13 protein-coding genes and 2 pseudogenes are annotated in these 20946 nt (G+C 36.9%); 8 read left to right on the top strand and 7 right to left on the bottom strand.

What is annotated here, in order from left to right:
• Positions 1-78: 78 nt before the first annotated feature.
• Positions 79-695: pseudogene (locus RHABOEDO_RS05705) on the top strand (IS5 family transposase); the annotation flags it as partial.
• A 37-nt stretch (positions 696-732) separates the two neighbouring features.
• On the opposite strand, the gene menD reads toward RHABOEDO_RS05705, so the two are convergent.
• The 6 genes and pseudogenes from menD to RHABOEDO_RS05735 form a co-directional block, all read right to left on the bottom strand.
• Complete coding sequence (menD, locus tag RHABOEDO_RS05710) at positions 733-2400, bottom strand: 2-succinyl-5-enolpyruvyl-6-hydroxy-3-cyclohexene-1-carboxylic-acid synthase (protein WP_215217258.1); 1668 nt, start codon at positions 2398-2400, stop codon at positions 733-735.
• Entirely contained in the window at positions 2397-3599 is a 1203-nt protein-coding gene (locus RHABOEDO_RS05715) for an isochorismate synthase (protein WP_215217257.1), read from the bottom strand. Before RHABOEDO_RS05715 ends, menD begins: the two co-directional genes overlap by 4 nt.
• Positions 3596-4330: a bifunctional demethylmenaquinone methyltransferase/2-methoxy-6-polyprenyl-1,4-benzoquinol methylase UbiE gene (gene ubiE, locus RHABOEDO_RS05720; RefSeq protein ID WP_220017426.1), complete on the bottom strand. Its 735-nt coding sequence runs from the start codon at positions 4328-4330 to the stop codon at positions 3596-3598. The genes RHABOEDO_RS05715 and ubiE overlap by 4 nt, the downstream gene beginning before the upstream one ends.
• A gap of 78 nt (positions 4331-4408) precedes the next feature.
• Complete coding sequence (gene typA, locus RHABOEDO_RS05725; RefSeq protein WP_215217255.1) at positions 4409-6232, bottom strand: translational GTPase TypA; 1824 nt, start codon at positions 6230-6232, stop codon at positions 4409-4411.
• 149 nt (positions 6233-6381) lie between these two features.
• On the bottom strand, positions 6382-8532 hold the full coding sequence (locus RHABOEDO_RS05730; protein ID WP_215217254.1) for a hypothetical protein: 2151 nt from the start codon (positions 8530-8532) through the stop codon (positions 6382-6384).
• Positions 8533-8699: 167 nt separating this feature from the next.
• Positions 8700-9377 (bottom strand): annotated as a pseudogene (locus tag RHABOEDO_RS05735) (ISAs1 family transposase); the annotation flags it as partial.
• Between the two features lie 276 nt (positions 9378-9653).
• Between RHABOEDO_RS05735 and RHABOEDO_RS05745 the strand changes: the two are divergent.
• The 3 genes from RHABOEDO_RS05745 (at position 9654) to RHABOEDO_RS05755 (ending at position 12468) form a co-directional block, all read left to right on the top strand.
• A protein-coding gene (locus tag RHABOEDO_RS05745) for an IS5 family transposase (RefSeq protein ID WP_220017848.1) occupies positions 9654-10446 on the top strand; the annotation gives its coding sequence in 2 pieces (ribosomal slippage) (positions 9654-9917 and positions 9919-10446; 792 coding nt in all).
• 16 nt (positions 10447-10462) lie between these two features.
• Positions 10463-11401, top strand: a complete 939-nt coding sequence (locus RHABOEDO_RS05750) for an IS630 family transposase (RefSeq protein ID WP_220017427.1) — start codon at positions 10463-10465, stop codon at positions 11399-11401.
• Positions 11402-11454: 53 nt separating this feature from the next.
• Positions 11455-12468, top strand: coding sequence for an IS30 family transposase (locus RHABOEDO_RS05755; RefSeq protein WP_215216525.1), 1014 nt, complete (start codon positions 11455-11457; stop codon positions 12466-12468).
• Between the two features lie 170 nt (positions 12469-12638).
• Here RHABOEDO_RS05755 and RHABOEDO_RS05760 read toward each other — a convergent pair whose 3' ends face one another.
• Complete coding sequence (locus RHABOEDO_RS05760; protein ID WP_220017428.1) at positions 12639-12812, bottom strand: transposase family protein; 174 nt, start codon at positions 12810-12812, stop codon at positions 12639-12641.
• A 244-nt stretch (positions 12813-13056) separates the two neighbouring features.
• Here RHABOEDO_RS05760 and RHABOEDO_RS05765 point away from each other — a divergent pair, with 244 nt between their 5' ends.
• From RHABOEDO_RS05765 to gyrB, 4 genes are all read left to right on the top strand, one after another.
• Positions 13057-16308 (top strand): autotransporter outer membrane beta-barrel domain-containing protein, encoded by a 3252-nt coding sequence (locus RHABOEDO_RS05765; RefSeq protein WP_215216737.1) that lies wholly within the window; start codon positions 13057-13059, stop codon positions 16306-16308.
• 301 nt (positions 16309-16609) lie between these two features.
• Complete coding sequence (gene mgtE / locus RHABOEDO_RS05770; protein ID WP_215216748.1) at positions 16610-18058, top strand: magnesium transporter; 1449 nt, start codon at positions 16610-16612, stop codon at positions 18056-18058.
• A gap of 118 nt (positions 18059-18176) precedes the next feature.
• Positions 18177-18440: a DciA family protein gene (locus RHABOEDO_RS05775; RefSeq protein ID WP_281069541.1), complete on the top strand. Its 264-nt coding sequence runs from the start codon at positions 18177-18179 to the stop codon at positions 18438-18440.
• A gap of 19 nt (positions 18441-18459) precedes the next feature.
• Positions 18460-20943, top strand: coding sequence for a DNA topoisomerase (ATP-hydrolyzing) subunit B (gene gyrB / locus RHABOEDO_RS05780; protein ID WP_245397484.1), 2484 nt, complete (start codon positions 18460-18462; stop codon positions 20941-20943).
• The last annotated feature ends 3 nt before the right edge of the window (positions 20944-20946 follow it).

Below are 20946 nucleotides of genomic sequence, written 5' to 3' on the forward strand. Positions count from 1 at the left end.
TGAGAGGTTTTTTGCCTTTTTAAATCCTCATTCGTTCCGTTAGGTACAAAGGAAATTCTTCATGCGTAAGCCCTTGGGCGTATGTTACCCATAGAATATCCTAAATGGGAATTATGTTATTATTATTTCCCTCTTTGGAATAAAAAAGATGATAAAAATTCTAAGAGTATTCTTGAAATAGTTTTAAAAAAAATGGGTTGGAGAGGTCAGAAAAAGCAGTGGTCGGAAAGAGAAAACAAGCTTTGTAATTATTGATGCTCAAAGTGTTAAAAATACTGATACAGCGGAGAAGAAAGGATATGATGCAGGGAAAAAAATATCAGGAATAAAAAGACATATAGCAGTCGATACCCAAGGGCTTCCTCATGCGATTCACATTACCAATGCTAATATCACTGACAGAAATGGGTGTATAGCAGCATTTTCACTACATAAAAACCATTTGTTCGGTGGGAGGATATTCTGGAGAAAAATTTGCAAAGAGTGTGCAGGAGATATTAGGATGTATAGTAGAAATAGCCAAAAGAAATACACTTCATACTTTTACAGTTATTCCCAAAAGATGGGTTGTAGAGCGTTCTTTTGCGCGGATAGAAAAATGTCGCAGGCTATGGAAAAATTGCGAAAGAAAACTACATACAAGCCTGAATATGGTGGTTCTTGCTTTTATTGCTCTACTTTTGAAAAGATTTTAAACAGGCTCTTAGTTAATTAAACTCAAGATTGGGCTTTTCAAGACTTTTTTAAAGAAGAAAACATTTCTGAAAGTAGCTCTTCGATTTGCCTATGATCCAAAAGATTTTTTTCTCGATTGATTGCAAGCTCAATAACACAAGAATGAGGGTCTTGTTGCAAAAGTTTTTTTAAAGAGATAAGGTCGTAAGGTGCGTAATAGGCAAGAGAAAAAAGCTTTGCTGCTGAAGAAAAAGAGATTTCATGTGCTGTTGCAAAAAAGGTTTCTTTAATGGTTTTGGGTTGGTCAAGAGGAAGAAAAGAAAAAATACCTCCGCCTTGATTATTAATCACAATTAAAGTGCATGGGTAAGGGGACTTGGCAACTAAAACTAGCGAATTTAAGTCGTGTAGAAAACTTAAATCTCCAAGAAGCGCAATGGTGTGTTTTTGTGCACCTATTGCTATACCACAGGCAGTGGCAATATTGCCATCGATGCCAGAGAGTCCGCGGTTAGCAAAAACAGGTCCTGAAACTAGGGAAAGGTAGCAGTTGGCATCCCGGATGGGCATGCTATTTCCCAGGAAAAGAGCAGCGCTTTTTTGCTCAAGAAGATAGGCTATTGCAGGCTCTGAGAGCGTTGTTTGTTTAAGGAAATAATCAGATAGCTTTTTTGAGGTGTGTAATTGCCTTGTCTGCCAAAAACTAAGATGAGATGTAGTTTTAGACGTATTAAGCTTAAGACATAGCATTTGGCAAAAAGAAGAGGGATCTGATTGCATGCGATGATTAATTATATGGGCTGGATCAAAACGATGAGGCCCTTCTAAGACTTGTAAATAGAATTTAGGAGGGGATTTTTCCAATGTTTGTAAAAGAATCTTAGAAACAAAGCGCTCACCCATTTGAATAACTGTCTCAAAAGAGCAAGGGTGCGTTTTTAAGATCAAATCAAAATGAGAGATGATTAAAGGATGGTTAAAGGCTCTTAGAGGAGAGAGAATATCAGGAAAAATAGGCCAATTTAACTTCTCTGCTAGAGCGATGACAGGGGATACTGGACTTGTTGCAGTTGCGATGATCACTCCATTTGCATGTTCTTTTAAGTGAGATGCGTATTGTTCAATAATTGAAGAACTAGGGATTAGACAAGCGCGTGTATAGTGTATAGAAGGAAGAAGCTCTAGAGATTTATGGGCAGAAGAAAGTGGTTCTCGAAACATACAATTAAGATGAACTGGCCCTTGAGCGTAATAAACCGCTTGAGCAATGGTTGTGGGAAGGGATTTTATAGAAGAGAGTTCATCAGCACAGGGAAGATCTATTTGCCAATGCACATAAGATCCAAAAATATGAACTTGGTCGCAACTTTGGTTAGCGCCGCAATCGCGTAATTCAGGAGGGCGATCGGCTGTTAACAAAATAAGAGGAACAAAGTCGTGCTTTGCTTCCATTACCGCAGGCAGAAGATTGCCAACTGCTGTACCAGAAGTAACAATGAGTGCAACAGGCTTTTTTCTGGCTTTGGCAAACCCTAATGCATAAAAAGCTAATCCTCTTTCATCGAAATGAATATGGCTGTGTGCTTCGAAGTGATTAGCAACAGCTAAAACAAGAGGGGTTGATCTAGAACCTGGAGCCAGAAAAAAATCTTGTACTCCTTGTTTAACGAGCTGATCTATGAGTTGGTAACTAAAATAATAGTTGTTTTCTGCAATTGATTTCATGAAAGTATCCTACAAAAAGCGACTGCTTTGGCTTCTAACTCTTCCCATTCCTTTAAAGGATTGCTTCCTGGGACAATTCCAGCGCCAGCAAATACTTTTAAACAAGAGCTAGTCACAAGCGCAGAGCGTATTCCAACGGCTATATCAGCTCCTTTAGTTCCCAGATAGCCAATCGCTCCACTATACCAACCACGCTGAAAGGGTTCTAAGAATTTTAAGAGTTTAAGGGCTTCTTGGGTAGGTGTTCCACATACAGCTGGTGTGGGATGCAGAGCTATTAATAGCTTTTGATCTGTACAATCAGAGGTTAGAGTAGCCATTGCTCTATTATGTAAATGTTGCACAGAAGTTGTGCGCAGGATTTGATCCTTTTGCCAGCTTAACTGATTAGATAGAGGTAAAAGAGCTTGTTCGATAAATTTTTTCACAAAGTTAAATTCTCGGTTGTCTTTAGCAGAAGACTTAAGCTCATGAGCTAGCTTATTCTCATTTATTCCACGCGGCCTTGTTCCTGCAATAGCTTCACTAAAAACCACATTTTTTTTTCTATGGAATAAGGTTTCTGGAGTAGCCCCTAAAAAGGCAGTGTCTTTAGAAAACTGAAAGGCGAAGCAAGTAGCTGTTTCTGCTTTTTTTTCAAGGGCTTGGAACAAAGGCCAAGCAGGAGTAGTAGTAAATTGTGTTTGACGCGCAAGTACAATTTTTTCAAGGCCTTTGATAGAAAGTACATGTTCGACATTTTTTTCCCATTCGGTCCAATTGGGCGAATGAGAAATTTTAACACAGGGAGCAACCTGCTCTATAGGGTTTTCTGGTTTGAGCTCTTTAAAAACCAGGGGATTGGGATTTTGATTGATAAAGTGTGCAATCAATGTAATTTTATCATTGGTTTGGACAATTTCAAAACGAGGTAACCAGAATTGAGTAATGGGAAGTTCTTCTCCCCAAGCAGATTCAGGAAAATGGATGCCTCCAAAAAAACGAAGATCTACATCTTCTGTTTGCTCAATATGAGGGATGTCAGAGTAACACAGAAGTGAGCCTAGTGCCATGCGAGTTGTTTTGGTGTGCTTATCTTTCCAATAGACTTTAGGATAGATGTCCTGAGAAGCTAACCAGGAAACATTGGAAAGATACGAGAAATCAAGAAAGCAAGAGTCGTAGGCAAAAGATGTGTTATTTACAAAAAAACTTCTCATGTAATTCGGTCTCCTTGGTAAATAAAAACAGCACCACCCGTTAAAGGAGTAGCTTTTACCGATGTAAACCCTGCATCTTTTAAATAGGCACAAAATTCTTCCCCACAAGGAAAGCTAGAAATCGTGTCATTTAGATACTGATAGGCTTGAGGTTGTCCTGACATCAACCCTCCTAAAAAGGGTAGAAGATAGCGTAGATAAATACGATGTCCTACTTTTAATAATCGATTGCAAGGAACTGTTCCTTCTAGAATTAAAAGTCTACCTTGTGGCTTTAATACACGAAAACACTCTTGAAGTGCCGTGTGAACGTCCATTACGTTTCGAATGCCAAAAGAAATAGAGATACAGTCAAAACAACGATCTTCAAAAGGAAGCTCTAATAAGCTAGCTTCTTGTAGAGAAATGCAGGAATCGTAACCTCTTTTTTTGATTTTTTTATTCGCTATTTGCAGCATTTCTTGAGATAGATCGATGCCTATAGCAGAGGTGATTTTTTTAGAATAGCGCATGAAAGCTAATAGCTGATCTGCAGTTCCTGTTGCGCAATCCAGCAGAGTTAATGGTTTTTTTTCTGGTAAAAAAGCAGTCATTTTTTTTCGCCATAAGCCATCTAGCCCAAAAGTCATAACCCGATTTACTAAGTCATATGTAGGAGAGATTTTATCAAACATCTTCCAGATTTCAAATCTTGAAGGAGGATTTTTTTCTCTTAACATGATAAAACCCACTTAAATCTTGTTTTAAAGCATATAAACATTTTCGAGAAAAAAAGGAAAGCGCCTTAATTTTTTAAGGCGCTAAAAGGATTAAGCGCGTTTGCGTTCGTTTTCTAAGAGGTGTTTTTTGCGTAAACGAATAAAATGAGGAGTAGTTTCGATTAACTCATCATCTTCAATAAAATCAATAGCTTGTTCTAAAGTGAATTTACGTGGAGGAGAAAGAATAATATTTTCATCGGTTCCTGAAGCTCTAACATTTGTGAGCTGTTTTCCTCGTACAATATTTACTACTAGATCATTATCTCGATTGTTCTCTCCCACAATCATCCCTTCATAGACATCATCTCCAGGAGCTACAAATAGAGTCCCTCTGTTTTGTATGCTAAAGCTAGCATATCCTGTAACTTTGCCCGGTCCATTTGAAATGAGAACGCCTTTTGGCCTGCCTTCAATGTGTCCTTTCCATGGAGCATAGCTATCAAAAACCGAAGTTAAAATACCTAAGCCTTTGGTCATGGTTAGAAAATCATTGCGGTATCCCATTAAACCACGAGTGGGAACGAGAAACTCCAAGCTGGTAATATCATGCTCGTTTGTGCTTAAGGAGCGCATTTCCGCTTTACGACGAGAAAGCTCTTCGATCACACTTCCTGAGAATTCTTGAGGCACTTCAATATGAACGTTTTCAAACGGCTCATGCTGAACCCCCTCGAATTCTTTCAAGATAACCTGAGGTTTGCAAATAGTAAATTCATAACCTTCTCGACGCATAGCTTCGATTAAAACCGCTAAATGCAGTTCACCTCTACCGCAAACCCGAACGGCATCATCTCGAAAATGATCCTCAATTTTCAAAGAGATGTTAGCTAGTTTTTCTTGGGCTAAGCGCTCTCTTATTTTATTCATCGTTACATGTTTGCCATCTTTACCTACAAAAGGGGAATTATTAACCATTAATTCAACAGATAGCGTGGGTTCTGCGAGTATAATGGGAGGTAATCGTACAATGTGGGAAGGGTCGCATAGGGTATCACCAATGGTAATCTCAGCAATTCCTGAAATGCAAACGATATCTCCTACACCAGCTTCATCAACTTCTACTTTTTTTAATCCGTGATATCCCTCAATACGAGTTACTTTATGTAAAGAGGTATGTCCATTCATATCTATTTTGCTAATGGTTTGCCCTTTAGCAATTTTTCCTTCAAGAATACGACCACAAGCCTGACGACCTACAAAATCATCATAGCTCAATGTACTAGCTTGCATGAGGAAAGGCAGTTCTAGGCTACCTGGAGGAGGGGAGACATTTTGGATAATCATTTCAAATAAAGGTCTCATATTTACACGTGGGTCATTTGGTTCACGTGCAGCAAAGCCAGATAATCCAGATGCATAGCAGATAGGAAACTCAAGCTGCTGATCATTTGCGCCTAATTCGACAAATAAATCAAAAGTAAGATCTAAAGCTCGATCGGGGTTTGCATGGGGGCGATCAATTTTATTAAGCACAACAATGGGCTTTAAGCCAATTTTTAACGCTTGGGCAAGCACAAAACGGGTTTGAGGCATGGGACCTTCTTGAGCATCTATCAAAAGAAGAACGGAATTGACCATACCTAAAACGCGCTCTACTTCACCTGAAAAATCAGCATGACCAGGAGTGTCTATAATATTAATTTTAAATTCATCGAATTCAATACTGGTATGCTTTGCAAAGATGGTAATCCCTCTTTCTTTTTCCTGATCGTAGTTATCCATCATTCTCTCAGCAGTAGCTTCGTTTTCTCGAAAAATATTGGATTGTTTAAGTAGGCTATCTAATAGAGTTGTTTTACCATGATCAATGTGAGCGATAATCGCAATGTTACGAATCTTTTTGGGATCGCGGATTTTTTTGGAATAAGACATAAAAAGGAATCTCTTAGGGTTATCAAATTGATTGGTGATTTTAAAACAATCTTCATTAAAATGCTAGTTTAAGAACCTTTAAAAAAATCCTTAAATTGTTGTTAAATTTTTTTATTACAAAAAACTTATCTGTAAGGGGGCTTGAAGTTTTAATAGACGCTGGCTCGGAAATTAAGAGGGCTAACTCGAATGAAGTCTTCAACAAGGCGACCCTGGATGGTTTCTCTGCTCAATGAATCTTTTTGTATGAGATTGCATGTTCGCAAACGATTTAATAACTCATTGCGGGTTTTTTCATCATTGACTAAAAAACCTTCAAAATAAGAGGGGTCAATCCGCTCCTTTAACATGATTTCGTGACTATTCCAGTTGTCATTATCGGGGCGTTTTTGTTGGATCATTGTTGTAAATTCTGAAATGCTAGGGCGATTAGGATAAGTTCCATTGAAAAAATAGGACATAGGTGATTTATTTTCATCAGTTAATCTAACACCCAGATCGTCGTCAAAGTGCTGATATGTTCCGGTTTCTAAAGCATCAAGAGAGATTAAGACACGCACTATACTCTGATAGTATAAGTTGCTTATGTCAAATCCTCCTGGAATCTCATCTTTGCTTGTAAGCATTTGCGTAAAGACGCTATCAGCTCCACCTGCGTCGTATGATCCTCCTAATCCCCTTTCACCCACTTTATACTTATCCCGTATTTCTTGAGAGAGCATGCCCATTGAAAGCATGGAAGCGACTCGTTGATACAAATCTTGCATGCTATAGGCTCCTGTAAGAGCAGCGGTAAGTGTACGTCCTCCTAATTTTTGGATTTCATCAGTAAGTCCTTTTATCTTGTAGCGGATCCTTCCAGGTAGAATTTCAGCTTCTTCTATTTGATCGAAATACCGATTGTAAACTTCTTTCATTTGAGGGGATTTCTCAATCATTTTATCAAGCAGTTCTTGCGTTGAAAGACTAAAGAAATTTTCACTTCGCTCAAAAGAAGTAGCCTCTCTTGGAAAAAATATCCGGAATAAATGGCCCATTTTCAACCGATCTAAATCGTCTTTTGAAGAGGAAATGAGCGCGGTATCGAGATTCATTAAAGATAAAAGCTCATGTAGATCGAATAGAGTTTTTCCTACGTCCACTAAAATTACAACCTGATCGAATGTATTAGGAGAATTATCCCGCGATGCGCCTATAGAAATTTGACCTAGACCTGAAGCTGCAATCTGATAGATCTCTTTAAAAGAATCTTTGCCCTTAAAATCTTCTTTATACTTTTCAATAACAAGAGATTTTGCATGAGAACCGGTCAGTTGCAAAATATCGCGAATCTCTGAAGCTTTAAATTTTTGAAGCTGATTAATGGTTTCTTGCAGTTTTTCTCGAAAAACATGATTCACTTTAAATTCACATTCAGTTAACTCTTTGCCATCGATCACTACCTTTCTAAAAGCAAGATTTGCTCCTTTAACTAAACCTTTTCCGTATCCGTGAAAATGACTTCCAAAGTCGTACTCTTTTTCTTGGTTAGATAGACTTACCTTATTTTCATCAATTTTTCCATTTAGATCAATTAAGTTATGGTGAAGTAGATGTCTAGCAGATTTGCCCTTCATTGCTTGGCTAATAAGGCTTTGATACTTTTGCAATGCAAACAACGCATTTCTTTTTTGAATCAAACCTCTATAATTATTAGCTTGATTAAGGCGCATGGCTGCCATTCCTAGTTTAGCAGCTGCTTCTATATAATGTTCCTTGGAAATTTCTTCTTTCATTTGATACAGCTGAAGAGCTGTTTGAAATAGCACCGATAAAAGAATGATTTCTAAAGAGCCGGTAAGGGTAAAGGCTACATAAAGTCCACTTGCCAGCGTCTGTAAAGTTTCTTCAGTAGCTCTATCGTACTTTCCTTTTAGCGTGTAGTAGATAATGGAGTAAGTCCCTTGCGCAGTATCTATAGAGCATGTAAGCAATTGACCCATCTTTATGTTCAGAATGCTTGAAGTTAAAGAGACAATCGCAAGAGTTGTTTGCGCAACTTCTTTACTCAGGCTTTTCCATTCTTTCTTTCCTTCATGATCTAAAGCCAACTTTAAATGGCCAATAACACGACAAGAACCCATCCCCAAAGAAAGAGCAGTGCCAACAGGGCGATATAGAGCAACAAAAGGGATTATTGCCATTGCAATACGTCTGAGCTTGGAGTCCTCTCCTAAAGCTTCTGGCAAATCGAGATCATAGCAGTGGTAATCCGTTTCAGAAGAGAAAATAGAATGTTGGATACAATTAATATAATTCATGGTAAGAATTATAAACTAATAGCTTGTTTTAAGTAAATTTGTTTGTTTTATTTTAATTATAAATGTAATGTTTTTTATTATACTTTTTTTTAATTTTATTATTAAGTAAGTTAAGCTTAGAACTATCGGGATTTCAAACAGAAGAAGAGAGGTGGATCTCTCAGGGCTTACGCATGAAGAATTTCCTTTGCACCTACCAGATCTAATAAATAATCTTTACGACATGATGTAATAAAGCGCCGTTTACGTAAACTGACCTTGCTTGTCTTATCTTTTTGTAAAAGATTCAAAGTAGCCCGTCGAACTATAGATAGATTTTCAGCTCCATTTCCTTTTCTAACACGACTTAAATCCTCTCGGAAATTAACATCAAGTTGCCAATGCAATTTGTTTTCGATGCTCCAGTGATTACGCACTTCCTTTGCAAGACGTTCTCTATTAGCAGGTAGACTTGAAATAAAATACCGAATTTCACAGCTATTCCTCTCTTGCGATTTCTTCTGTACTTTTACGCATATCAAGCTATGCAGCTTCTTCCAAATCTGATGCTGAGGTAACCAATCTAATTTCTCAGTCGCCCATACTTCTCTTATCTCACTACGTCCTCGAGTACATTTTTCAGACCGCCAATAATCACAGCTAGCTTCTTCCGGTATAACGTCCTGTGCTTATTCAAAAAAGTTATGAGCTTCTGCATGTAAGTGGTCTTGATTGCCTTTAAGGGCAATAACATAATCTCCTCCCTGGGAACAAATCTGTTCTAATACTATTTTGTGACAACCGGCTGCATCGATTGTTACAACAACTCCTTTAATATTTAATATGGTAAGCAGGCTTTGAATGGTCTCTAGTTCCTTTCCTTATTCCAGAACATTTAAGATGTCCCAACACAAGACTTTGCTCAGAAGCAAAATGGATAGGATCTATTGTCTTATTACCAGAACCGCATAATGTCTTGGCCGTCAATAACAATGCTATACTGAAATGCATTAGAAAAAAGACTTTTCAAACACTAAATTCATTGAATTTTTCTCATTGATTGAGTTATAAATCTTAGAGCCTGTTTAAAATCTTCTCATTAAGGTATAATGATAGTTTTCATAAAACCTTTGGAGGTAATTATGACCCGCTCTTATCCAAGCGATATCTCTCGTAAACAATTTAGCAAAATCCATCTAATACTTGAGTCTACACGCAAAAAAACACGTCCACGAAGAGTTGATCTATATGATATTTTTTGTGGAATTTTGTACATTTTAAAAAGTGGTTGCCAGTGGCGTATGTTACCCATAGAATATCCTAAATGGGAATTGTGTTATTATTATTTCCATCTTTGGAATAAAAAAGAGGATAAAAATTCTAAGAGTATTCTTGAAATAGTTTTAAAAAAAATTGGTTGGCGAGGCCAGAAAAAGCAGTGGTCGGAAAGAGAAAACAAGCTTTGTAATTATTGATGCGCAAAGTGTTAAAAATACTGATACAGCGGAGAAGACAGGATATGATGCAGGGAAAAAAATATCAGGAATAAAAAGACATATAGCAGTCGATAGCCAAGGGCTTCCTCATGCGATTCACATTACCACCGCTAATATCACTGACAGAAATGGGTGTATAGAAGCATTTTCACTACATAAAAACCATTTATTCGGTGTAAAAAATGTTTTAGCAGATGGAGGATATTCTGGAGAAAAATTTGCAAAGAGTGTGCAGGAGATATTAGGATGTATAGTAGAAATAGCCAAAAGAAATACACTTCATACTTTTACAGTTATTTCCAAAAGATGGGTTGTAGAGCGTTCTTTTGCGTGGATAGAAAAATGTCGCAGGCTATGGAAAAATTGCGAAAGAAAACTATATACAAGCCTGAATATGGTGGTTCTTGCTTTTATTGCTCTACTTTTGAAAAGATTTTAAACAGGCTCTTACATCTATGCAACCTGAAGCGAACTTTTTAACAAGAAACCAAAAAGACATCCTCAAGGCTCGTCATCGCCATGAACGGGATAAAAGGCTATGCGATAGAATCAAATCTATTTTATTGTTAGATGAAGGGTGGACATACCCACAAGTAGCACATGCTTTACTCTTAGATGAGGATACGATAAGGCGTTACTATAAAACTTATTTAGAAGGTGGCAAAGAAGCATTGCTGAATTTGAACTATGCAGGAAAGGCATGCCGGCTCAATCAAGGCCAACTTAAACAACTAAAAATCTATGTAAAAGAAGAAGCTCCCAGTTCAGCTAAACAAGTTGTCAATTTTGCCAAAGACCACTTTGGAATATGTTATACACCATCAGCTATGGTTTCTTTATTGCATCGGTTAAACTTTACCTATAAAAAGCCTAAGCTGATTCCTGGAAAAGTGAATGAGAAAGCTAAAGAGCTTTTTTCACAAGAATTGCAAAATCTAGAAAAAGAACTCGCTCAAACAGATCAACTGCTTTATTTAGATGGGGTTCATCCTCAACACAATTCCAAACCCTCTTATGGATGGTATGAAAAAGGATCTAAGGCTATATTGCTAACAAATACAGGACGTAAACGTATCAATATCAATGGAGCCTTAGATGTAAAGCGCTTAGAAGTTACAACTCTTTCTTCCGACTCTATCAATGCGCAATCTACTCTTGATTTGTTTAAAAAATTGGAAGAAAAGTATCCTTTTGCACAAAGAATCGTGGTTATATGCGATAACGCTGCCTACTATAGGTCAAAAATCGTTGCAAATTACCTAAAAACATCCAGAGTAGAAATCAAATTCTTGCCTCCTTATTCTCCCGATCTCAATCTGATTGAACGCTTTTGGCGATTCATGAATAAAAAAGTCCGCAATAATCGATATTATGAAAAGTCTTTTCAAGTTTGAAGTGCACAGAAGAATTAAAAAAAGAATAGGCAGGCGATGAAAGAATCTCTATTGTGATTTTTAACAATCAAACACAAGGAGAGACCTTGCCTAAAGGCTACCATCACCTAACCTATGACCAAAGATGTCAGATTTATATTTTAAAAGCTAGAGGAGATACATCTAGCTCAATAGCAAACATTCTAAAAGTTCATCATAGCACTATTAGTAGGGAACTTAAGAGAAATAAAGGGCAACGAGGATACCGTCATCAGCAAGCTCAAGAAAAAGCATTTCTTAGAAAAAATTCTCAGCCCAATAAAAAAATGACTCCTCAAATAGTTACCCGTATTGAAGAAAAAATCAAGTTGCAATGGAGCCCTATACAAATATCCGGATGGCTTAAAAGACATGGTAAAGAACATGTTAGTCATGAGACCATCTATAATCATATCTGGAAAGATAAACGACAGGGAGGACAGCTTTATAGAGAGCTCCGTCATCGAGGGAAAAAATATAACAAGCAGAGAAAGGGAGCTTCTGGAAGAGGGAACATGCCTGGTCGTATAGATATTAAGCAACGGCCTTGTATTGTAGAAAAAAAGACTCGTTTAGGAGACTGGGAACTAGATACAGTCATAGGGGCAGGACATAAAGGCGTAATTGTATCAATGGTAGAAAGAACTTCCAAGCTAACTAAGCTCGCCAAAGTTTCTCATAAAACTGCAGAGGAAGTAAGTCAAGCGTTAATTGAACAACTTAAACCTATCAAAGATTTTGTACACACATTAACAGCAGACAACGGAAAAGAATTTGCCTATCACCAAATGGTTAGTTTCGAGCTAGAGACAGACTTCTACTTTGCAACGCCCTACCATTCTTGGGAAAGAGGCTTAAATGAGCATACAAACGGACTAGTTAGGCAATATTTTCCTAAAACACAAAGCTTTTTAGATACGACTTCCAAGGATATAGAAAGGGTGGAAACTTTACTAAATAACAGACCTAGAAAGGCTCTCAACTTCGAAACTCCACTAGAAGTGTTTACGAGATTATCTACAAACATGCTATGCTCGGGTGCACAATAGATGTTTTTTCAAGTATTTATATGTTCTTTTTTGTGCACTTCAAGGTTGAAAGGGCCAAAAATTCTTAGATTTTAAGAAGGCAATTTGTGCTTTTTTTGAAAATATTCCTAAATATCGGGAAGAACTGCAACCTCTTTTATCTAGGAAATTTTGCTTAGTTAAATCTTAATTTAAAAACAAACGAGTATATCTCCTCCAAATGCCTGAGCTATGGACTGAGTCCAATGCATAAAACATGTACGGAACGAATGAGGATTTAAAAAGGCAAAAAACCTCTCATAGGTATCATGAGAAGGAGCTCCATATTTGCAGATATTAACAGATTGTAACCAATCGAGGTTCACTTTAAAATCTATCTAAATTTTTAGCCAAGTATTCTCATTTTTTAAGTAGGTAAGAACGGCTAGTCAAAACGATTTCAAATGTATTAATTATATTTTTGAATTAATAATAATAAATTATATTTTAATTATAAAAATAAATAAACATCTTAAAATTAATATTAATTAATTATCTGTACTTGAATAAAAAAAGAATAAAATGCCAAAAGGCATTCTAAAGTTACTTTTGTTGCACTAAGGAGATTTTGTGAAAAAAATAAAAATGATACCTAATTCTATAATTAAATTATTGGGGATTTCCTGCTGTTCTTGGATGGCATGGACATCTATAAATGCTCATTCCGAGGAAAAGACAATAGACTCTAATATAGTACACACATTTGAAGCAATTAATAAGGAAACTAAAAAGCCTTCTTTAACAGTCGTGTTTAATAAAACATTTGCAAACTCTGAAGTAATGGCTGAAAATACAATTGTTATTAAAAGACCGCTGACATTTGTTGGAAGTAATAAAGCAATCGTGATAGCAGATGTTATACTCAATCCTACAGATTTATTGAGAATAGAAATGCCTGAAAGAATAGACCTATGTACTTTTAAAGATATAAAATCTATTCAAGGAAATGTCAATCTTGTACAAGGAATTTTTTCTGTACCTGTTGGAGTTGTTAAAGGAATAATTAGGAATAATGCACAGCTTGTTTTAACAGCAGAGCATAATCAAGTAATAAACGAGAAGATAGTAGGTTCTGGTCCTGTTACAATTAAAGGAGCAGGATCAGTTAAATTGGGCATGCGATGTTTAAGTGAAGGAGGGATAATATTTAGTGGAGAGGGAGAAAATCCTTCTTTGATTGTTAATACCAATAGTGTTTCTCAACAGTCTTTAACGGCTGTTAACCAAAACGATTGGATTGTTTTTCAGCAAGATTTTGATGGTACTTATGAAGGTTTTATCTCTGGAGCAGGAGGTTTGGCAAAAGACGGTTCAGGAGAACTTACCTTAAAGGGAAATAATACAAATCGTAATTCTCTTACTCGGATCTTTTCTGGAGCAATTTCTATTAACCATCCTCAAAACTTGGGAGAGCGTGGATTTATTTCTTTTCAAGGAGGAGCTCTGCACATTACAGATTCTTTAGAACTCAAGAACCCTCTTATTGGGCAGGTATTGCTTGTTATAGACGAAGGAAAAACGGCAGAGGTTTCAGGATCAGTTGGTGACGAGCAAATGCCAAGCTCTCTGAATATTGCAGGTAAGGGGACAATTTATCTAAAAAACCCTAATTCTTACCAAGGGAATACCTATGTAGATGGAGCTACACTCCAGCTTGAATCAGAAACTAATTTAGGAACAAACGGAAAACTTATCTTAAAACAGGCAACGCTAAAAGCTGCACCAGGCATTGCACATTTAGATTTAACGCGCAATATAAATTTACATGAGAGAGCCATAATACATGTAAGCGATAGAACTATAAATATTTCAGGAATTATTTTTAGCATAACTCCGCAATCTAGTCTGATTAAAAAGGGACCGGGAAAATTAGCTATTCATGGAAATTTGTCTGAGGTGAACTTAGGTATTGAAGAAGGGATAGTACATGTAAGCCCGCTTTCTGGAGAAGTAGAAAAATCGTTTTTTACAGGTATAACAAGCCATCCAGAGATCTTTACCAAGATAGATGACTGCAAAAATATGTTAAGAGGATCTCCTATGAAGATGCTAAATGATGTTTCTATTGAGGCTAATGCCCATTTAAAGATTAATAGAAACTTAGTGCACATAAAAAACCTCTCTGGTGATGGCCGTGTTTCGCTAGATGCTAACTCAGGTTATTTAGTGATTGAATCAGGAGATTTTGCTGGTCCTCTATCTGCTGCTTCTGATTACCGAATTGTTAAAACAGGTAAGGGAGAATTAAAATTAAGTGGGAAGAATGCTAATTTATTAGCAGAGCTGTTGATTAGAGAAGGAAAAGTGCAGACAAATCTAATGGGTGGTGATGTATTTGTAGAAGAGGCGGGCATTTTTAGCGGGAATAGCTCTGTTAAGAATCTAACAAACCAGGGTAGAGTAGCACCAGGTAATTCCATAGGAACTCTGCATGTGAAGGAAAATTTTCGCCAAGATCTAATGGGACGTTTAGAGATTGAAGTAAATGCACAAGGGGAATCAGATGTTATTAAAGTGGATAATCAAGCTATTTTAGCAGGGCATTTACGTATTCTACCTGAACCTGGAATTTATCAACAAGGAACGGAGTACACGATTTTAGAAGCAAAAACAGTAGAAGGAGTTTTTGATAAAGTAGAAAATACAGCTTTGGACATCGCTGTATTTGACGTTGAGTATAACCAAGATAATGTTATGCTATCTGTCACAAAAACCATGTATCAATTGCCCATAGATAATAACATGTCAGATATTTCTAAAAATCTGACTAATCTTATGCAAGATGCGCAATTTAAAGAAGGAACAGATGCTTTTAAGATTATTGAAAACATCTTTACCGTCGATAATAAAGGTTTAGAAAAAGTCTATTCACAGATGACACCTGTTCAATTAGGGGGCATGACTTATGAGAGCTATATCAATGCTTCTGGCGTAGCAAATAGTTTTACCAATGCTTTGCGTCGCAATGATAGATGTGTTGATGCTGTTTCTACCATTTGGATGGAACCAATAGGACATTATGCTCATCAAAAACATGGATGTGGATTAGAAAATTATAAGTCTTATATGGGAGGAGTTGTAGTAGGAGGACATCGTTTTGCTAATGAAAATATAGTCATTGGTGGTGGAGTTGGCTATACCGATTCTTGTTTGAAATGGGGTAAGAAGACAGCTAGGTCTCATATTTCTAGTTTTTATGCAGGTTTAAATGGAGGCTGGGTAGGGGATTTTTTCTATGCAAATGCTTCTATTATTGCCTCTGCAAATACTTTTGAAAATACACGTCATTTAAAATTTGCAAAGGTGGATCGTACAATAAAAAGCAAGCATCACGGGATTGGTTTAATATCTCGCGTGGAAGCTGGCTACAATCTTGCTGTAACACAAAATATTTGCTTGAGACCTTTTGTTGACTTAGATAGCTATCATGTTTTTGAAAGGCCCATTAGCGAAAAGAAATCTGCTCCCCTTCATTTTCATAGAGCTGCTTTGACATCTCATGAGTTTCAAGGCAAAGTTGCAATGGAAGCAACAGGAAATTTTACATGCAATTCCCTATGTTTTTCTCCTGGAGTGCTTTTGGGATGGATTGCACAAGCTCCGATTGGCAAAGCTGATTATAAAGTATCTTTAAACGATACCGGTAAGCATCTAGACGTTAAAGGATTTCAAAAACATAAAATCCATCAGCAAATAGCGATAGGAGCAAATGTGATAGCTAGTTATAAAACAACAGCTATTTCTTTGTATTATGAGCTTGATTTTGGAAAAAATCACTCTCTTGCCCATCAAGCAGCTGCTAGTATAGATTTGAAGTTCTAAAAAAAAGAGGTCCCGGTTTAAACGGGACCCACTTTTATGAGCAAACTAGCATCTAAAAAATTTATATCGAATAAAAAATAGAATTTTCCGCAAAACTAATAGTAAGATTTTTTTGAATTTTTTTTGAAAAAGAGTGTTTTTTCATTGAAAAATATTAGTTTGCAAAGTATATTTGTATGAATTTATTGCACTTTTGTTTAAAGCAAATTTTTCTTTGCGCGTTATTATAAATAAAGCCTCTATTTACTCTTTAAATTAAAAGGGAGGTTACTTTGTGCCAATTACCTCTGAAAAAGATGAGATGATTTTGCTAGCCGAAGAGCAAAAAGACTCTAATGGCTTAACGGAATCTAAAACTTCCCATTTACACCATGTCCTGCGAAAAAAGCTCGAACTTGCTTTTCATAAACAAACCTCTACAGTTGTTGTTCATGATATTGTAAAAATAGTGACAGAACATTCTGCAATTGACCTAGCTTATGCTGCTTCAGAGCTTCCTCCACGTGCCAGGCCAGTGATTTACGAGAATTTATCTAATAGCAACGAAAAAATTGCTTTTTTGCTTAACACAGATAGCAGTACAAGATCTGCCGTATTACATTATATTAGCGATGAAGAAATAAAAAATATTTTAGAAGAGATGGCCCCTGATGAAGGGGTAGAAATTTTGGAAGATATCCCTGAAAGGCGTTTTAGACGAGTGATGGAGATTTTAGAATCTACAAAAGCCGCAAAGATTCGAGAAATTAAAAAACATCAACGCAATACAGCTGGACGATTAATGACAAATGAATTTTTTTCTTTTACAAAGGATGTAAAAGTAAAAGAAGCTGCATCTCATATTAGGGACACTCCAGGAACTGATTTAACAAGACAAATTTTTATTGTTAATCGAGAAGGAATACTGCAGGGATATGTTCCTGCAAGAAATTTGATCGTCAATTCACCGCATCTACCGCTTGAGCAAGTCATGCGGCCTGTTTTATATAAAGTAACAGCTGATGCTTCCCGTGAAGAAGTGGTAGAAATTGTTGAAAAATATAAAAGCACTGTCTTGGCGGTTGTAGATAGCACTAATCGGTTAGTAGGCGTGATTACCAATGAAGATGTCCTTGATGCTATAGCTGATATTGCTGATGAAACAATTGCAAATATGGCAGGTACCGCGGAAAAATTTAGTGAACACGAACCTTTTATAAAAAGATTTTTATCTCGAGCTCCTTGGTTAATTGTAACCCTCTGCGCTGGTTTAATCAATGTAGGGGTAATGTCCTCTTTTCAGAGATATGATGGAGGGGTTTTGACCTTTGTGATGTTTTTTGTGCCTTTGATTACAGGTATGTCTGGTAACATAGGTATTCAATGTAGTACAATCCTTGTAAGAAGTATGGCGATTGGATTAATTTCAGTGACGAATCGCACGGAAGCCATTTTAAAAGAATTGCTAATGGGGATAACTGCTGGTACAACTTTTGGGTTGCTATGTGGGATTTCTGTATATGCGCTTGATTTTGTAGGAATTTCCGGCTCGGGGTTTACTCCTGTAGCTGTTGGGGTTATGGTTGGTATAGGATTAATGGGAGCTTGTATTGGAAGTACTGCTTTAGGTGTATTTTCTCCTTTATTTTTTGCGCGGATTGGAATAGATCCTGCTGTAGCATCAGGGCCTATTGTTACAGCTCTAAATGATTTTTTATCCATGTCTATTTATTTTTTAATAGCCATAGGTTTAAGTTCATTGTTTTTTTGATATTGCCATTTTGCCATGACTCTAATATAGTCTGCTAATATAGGATGATAATTGAATATCCAAATGCTATAAAATGAGAAAACATAGCCGTTTAACAAATAAGCTACTTGTAAACCTTTTGCCCAAAATGCTTGAGCGCATTGCTGCTCTGCAGAAAGACCGGCCAGATTTAATTGTGTCGGCATGGCAGGAAATTATCGGACAAAAGTTTGCTCCCATGGCTAAAGCAATAGGCTTTGAAAAAGGGATTTTAATGGTAAAGGTTAGTAATTCTACTTTATATAGTTTGCTTGCCCAACATGAAAAAAAGCGTTTGTTGCAAATGTTGCGTAAAAAGTTTCCCTATATTGAGATAAAAACAATTCACTTTCGTATTGGTTAACTATAATTGAGATTAAGGTATGACTACAATGACCAAAGAAGAACAATATGATGCTAGCTCTATTACCGTCCTAGAAGGATTGCAAGCGGTAAGAGAGCGTCCTAGCATGTACATCGGTGATACACAAACCAATGGGTTGCATCAGCTTGTTTACGAAGTAGTGGATAATAGCGTTGATGAGGCTTTAGCTAGTCATTGTAGTGAAATTTCTATTTTCATTCATGAGGATAACTCGGTAACGGTTCAAGATAATGGAAGAGGAATTCCTGTCGGGCGCCATGCTCAAGAATCGAAAAAACAAGGGCGCGACGTTTCTGCAATTGAAGTAGTTATGACTATTTTGCACGCAGGTGGTAAATTTGATAAAAATACCTATAAGGTTTCAGGCGGACTTCATGGAGTAGGGGTTTCTTGTGTCAATGCTTTATCTGAGAAGTGTGATGTTGAAGTGCGTCAAAATGGAAAGATTTATTCCATTCAATTTTCCAAAGGCAAAGTAATTCATCCTCTCAAACAGATAGGGGATAGCAAAGAACATGGGACCAAGGTCACCTTTAAACCCGATGCAACCATTTTTACCGTATTGGTTTTTGATCATGATTTATTATTGAAACGCTTTCGTGAACTAGCTTTTTTAAACAAAGGGCTAACCATTCGCTTTCGCGATGAAAGACAAGCAGACTCCCAAGAGCTGGTTTTTTGTTATGAAGGAGGGGTTAAATCCTTTGTAGAATACTTGAATGAAAATAAAACACCTATTTTTCCCAAACCGATTTACATTTATGGGTCAAAAGAAGGTGTAGATGGGGTGGTTGATTTTGAAGTTGCTATGCAGTGGAATACCACTTATTCAGAGAATTTGTATTCCTATGTAAATAATATATCAACTCGTATGGGAGGCACACATGTTAGTGGGTTTTCTACAGCTTTAACACGTGTTTTAAATCAATATATTAAGACCCATAATCTGTTAAAAAGCGATAAGATGACGGTTCAAGGCGATGACATGAGAGAGGGACTTACCGCTGTCTTATCTGTAAAAGTACCTAATCCTCAGTTTGAAGGGCAAACAAAACAGAAACTGGGTAATAATGAAGTAGGCTCGCTCGTACAACAGATTACAGGGGAGCATTTAGCGGTATTTTTAGAAGAAAATCCAGTCATTGCTCGCATGATTGTAGAAAAAGCCATTCTTGCAGCTCAGGCTCGAGATGCTGCTCGAAGAGCAAGGGAATTAACTCTGCGCAAGACAGCTTTAGATACGGCAAGGTTGCCTGGGAAACTAACCGATTGTCAGGAAAAAGACCCTGCGCTTTGTGAATTATTTATTGTAGAAGGAGATTCGGCAGGAGGATCAGCGAAAACAGGTAGAGATCGCAGATTTCAAGCCATTCTTCCCATTCGTGGAAAAATTCTTAACGTGGAAAAAGCGCGTTTGGAAAAAGTTTTGCAGAATCAAGAAGTAGGTGCGATGATTGCAGCATTTGGTTGTGGAATCGGGCAGGGTAATTTTAACTTGGAAAAATTGCGCTATCATAAGATTATCATTATGACGGATGCCGATGTTGATGGATCTCACATTCGTACTCTATTGCTAACTTTTTTCTATCGTCATATGCCTGCTTTAATCGAAAATGGGTTTGTTTATATCGCACAACCTCCTTTATTTAAAGTTACGCGCAAAAAAGCCAGTCGTTATATTCACAGTGAAAAAGATATGGATGAATATCTGTTAAAATTAGGTCTTAGCGATATTCAAATCCAGTTAGTGGGTCATAGCGATACGCTATCTAAAGAGTTGCTTGAGGAATTGGTAAAGCTCATCCGTGATGTAGAGGTATTTATCCTATCCATTGAGAAAAAAAGCATCCCTTTTCGTGAATTTTTACAAGCTAAAGACGAAACAGGTAGGCTCCCTCGTTTCCAAGTAAAATTAGGAGAGGAGGAGAAATTGATTTACTCAGAAGAGGAATTTGTAGAAGTAAAACTATCCCATGAAGCTCTGCAAAGATCTAAACATACTGAGACGTTAGCCTCCATCCCTATTGAAGAACAAACGCTAGAAATGCAAACGTTTCATGTTAAAGGAATGCCATTTGTAGAGCTATATGAGAAAAAGACTATTGATTTTTTGAAGACACGTCTTTCACAGTTTAATTTTACACTCGATCAATATGTTATTGCAGAGGGTAAGTTATTTGATATCTTCGATGAAGAGGGCAAATATCATCCTATGTATACTTTGAAAGAAGGAATTGAATCCTTACGACAGAATGGACGTAAAGGAATCGAAATTCAACGGTATAAAGGATTAGGAGAGATGAATGCAGATCAACTTTGTGATACAACAATGGATCCTCAAAAACGTACCCTTCTTCATGTAACACTTCCTGATGCTATTGCAGCTGATCATACATTTACTATGCTTATGGGAGAAGAAGTTCCTCCTAGACGAAAGTTTATTGAGCAACACGCCCTGTCGGTTAAGAATTTGGATATTTAAGGA

The organism is Candidatus Rhabdochlamydia oedothoracis (assembly GCF_019453995.1).
Classification (GTDB): domain Bacteria; phylum Chlamydiota; class Chlamydiia; order Chlamydiales; family Rhabdochlamydiaceae; genus Rhabdochlamydia; species Rhabdochlamydia oedothoracis.

Excerpts from the sequence above, each read along its gene's own strand:
- menD (WP_215217258.1), bottom strand. The coding sequence starts at position 2,400 with ATGAAATCAATTGCAGAAAACAACTATTATTTTAGTTACCAACTCATA.
- typA (WP_215217255.1), bottom strand. The coding sequence starts at position 6,232 with ATGTCTTATTCCAAAAAAATCCGCGATCCCAAAAAGATTCGTAACATT.
- RHABOEDO_RS05730 (WP_215217254.1), bottom strand. The coding sequence starts at position 8,532 with ATGAATTATATTAATTGTATCCAACATTCTATTTTCTCTTCTGAAACG.
- gyrB (WP_245397484.1), top strand. The coding sequence starts at position 18,460 with ATGACTACAATGACCAAAGAAGAACAATATGATGCTAGCTCTATTACC.
- RHABOEDO_RS05750 (WP_220017427.1), top strand. The coding sequence starts at position 10,463 with ATGCAACCTGAAGCGAACTTTTTAACAAGAAACCAAAAAGACATCCTC.
- mgtE (WP_215216748.1), top strand. The coding sequence starts at position 16,610 with ATGATTTTGCTAGCCGAAGAGCAAAAAGACTCTAATGGCTTAACGGAA.
- RHABOEDO_RS05715 (WP_215217257.1), bottom strand. The coding sequence starts at position 3,599 with ATGAGAAGTTTTTTTGTAAATAACACATCTTTTGCCTACGACTCTTGC.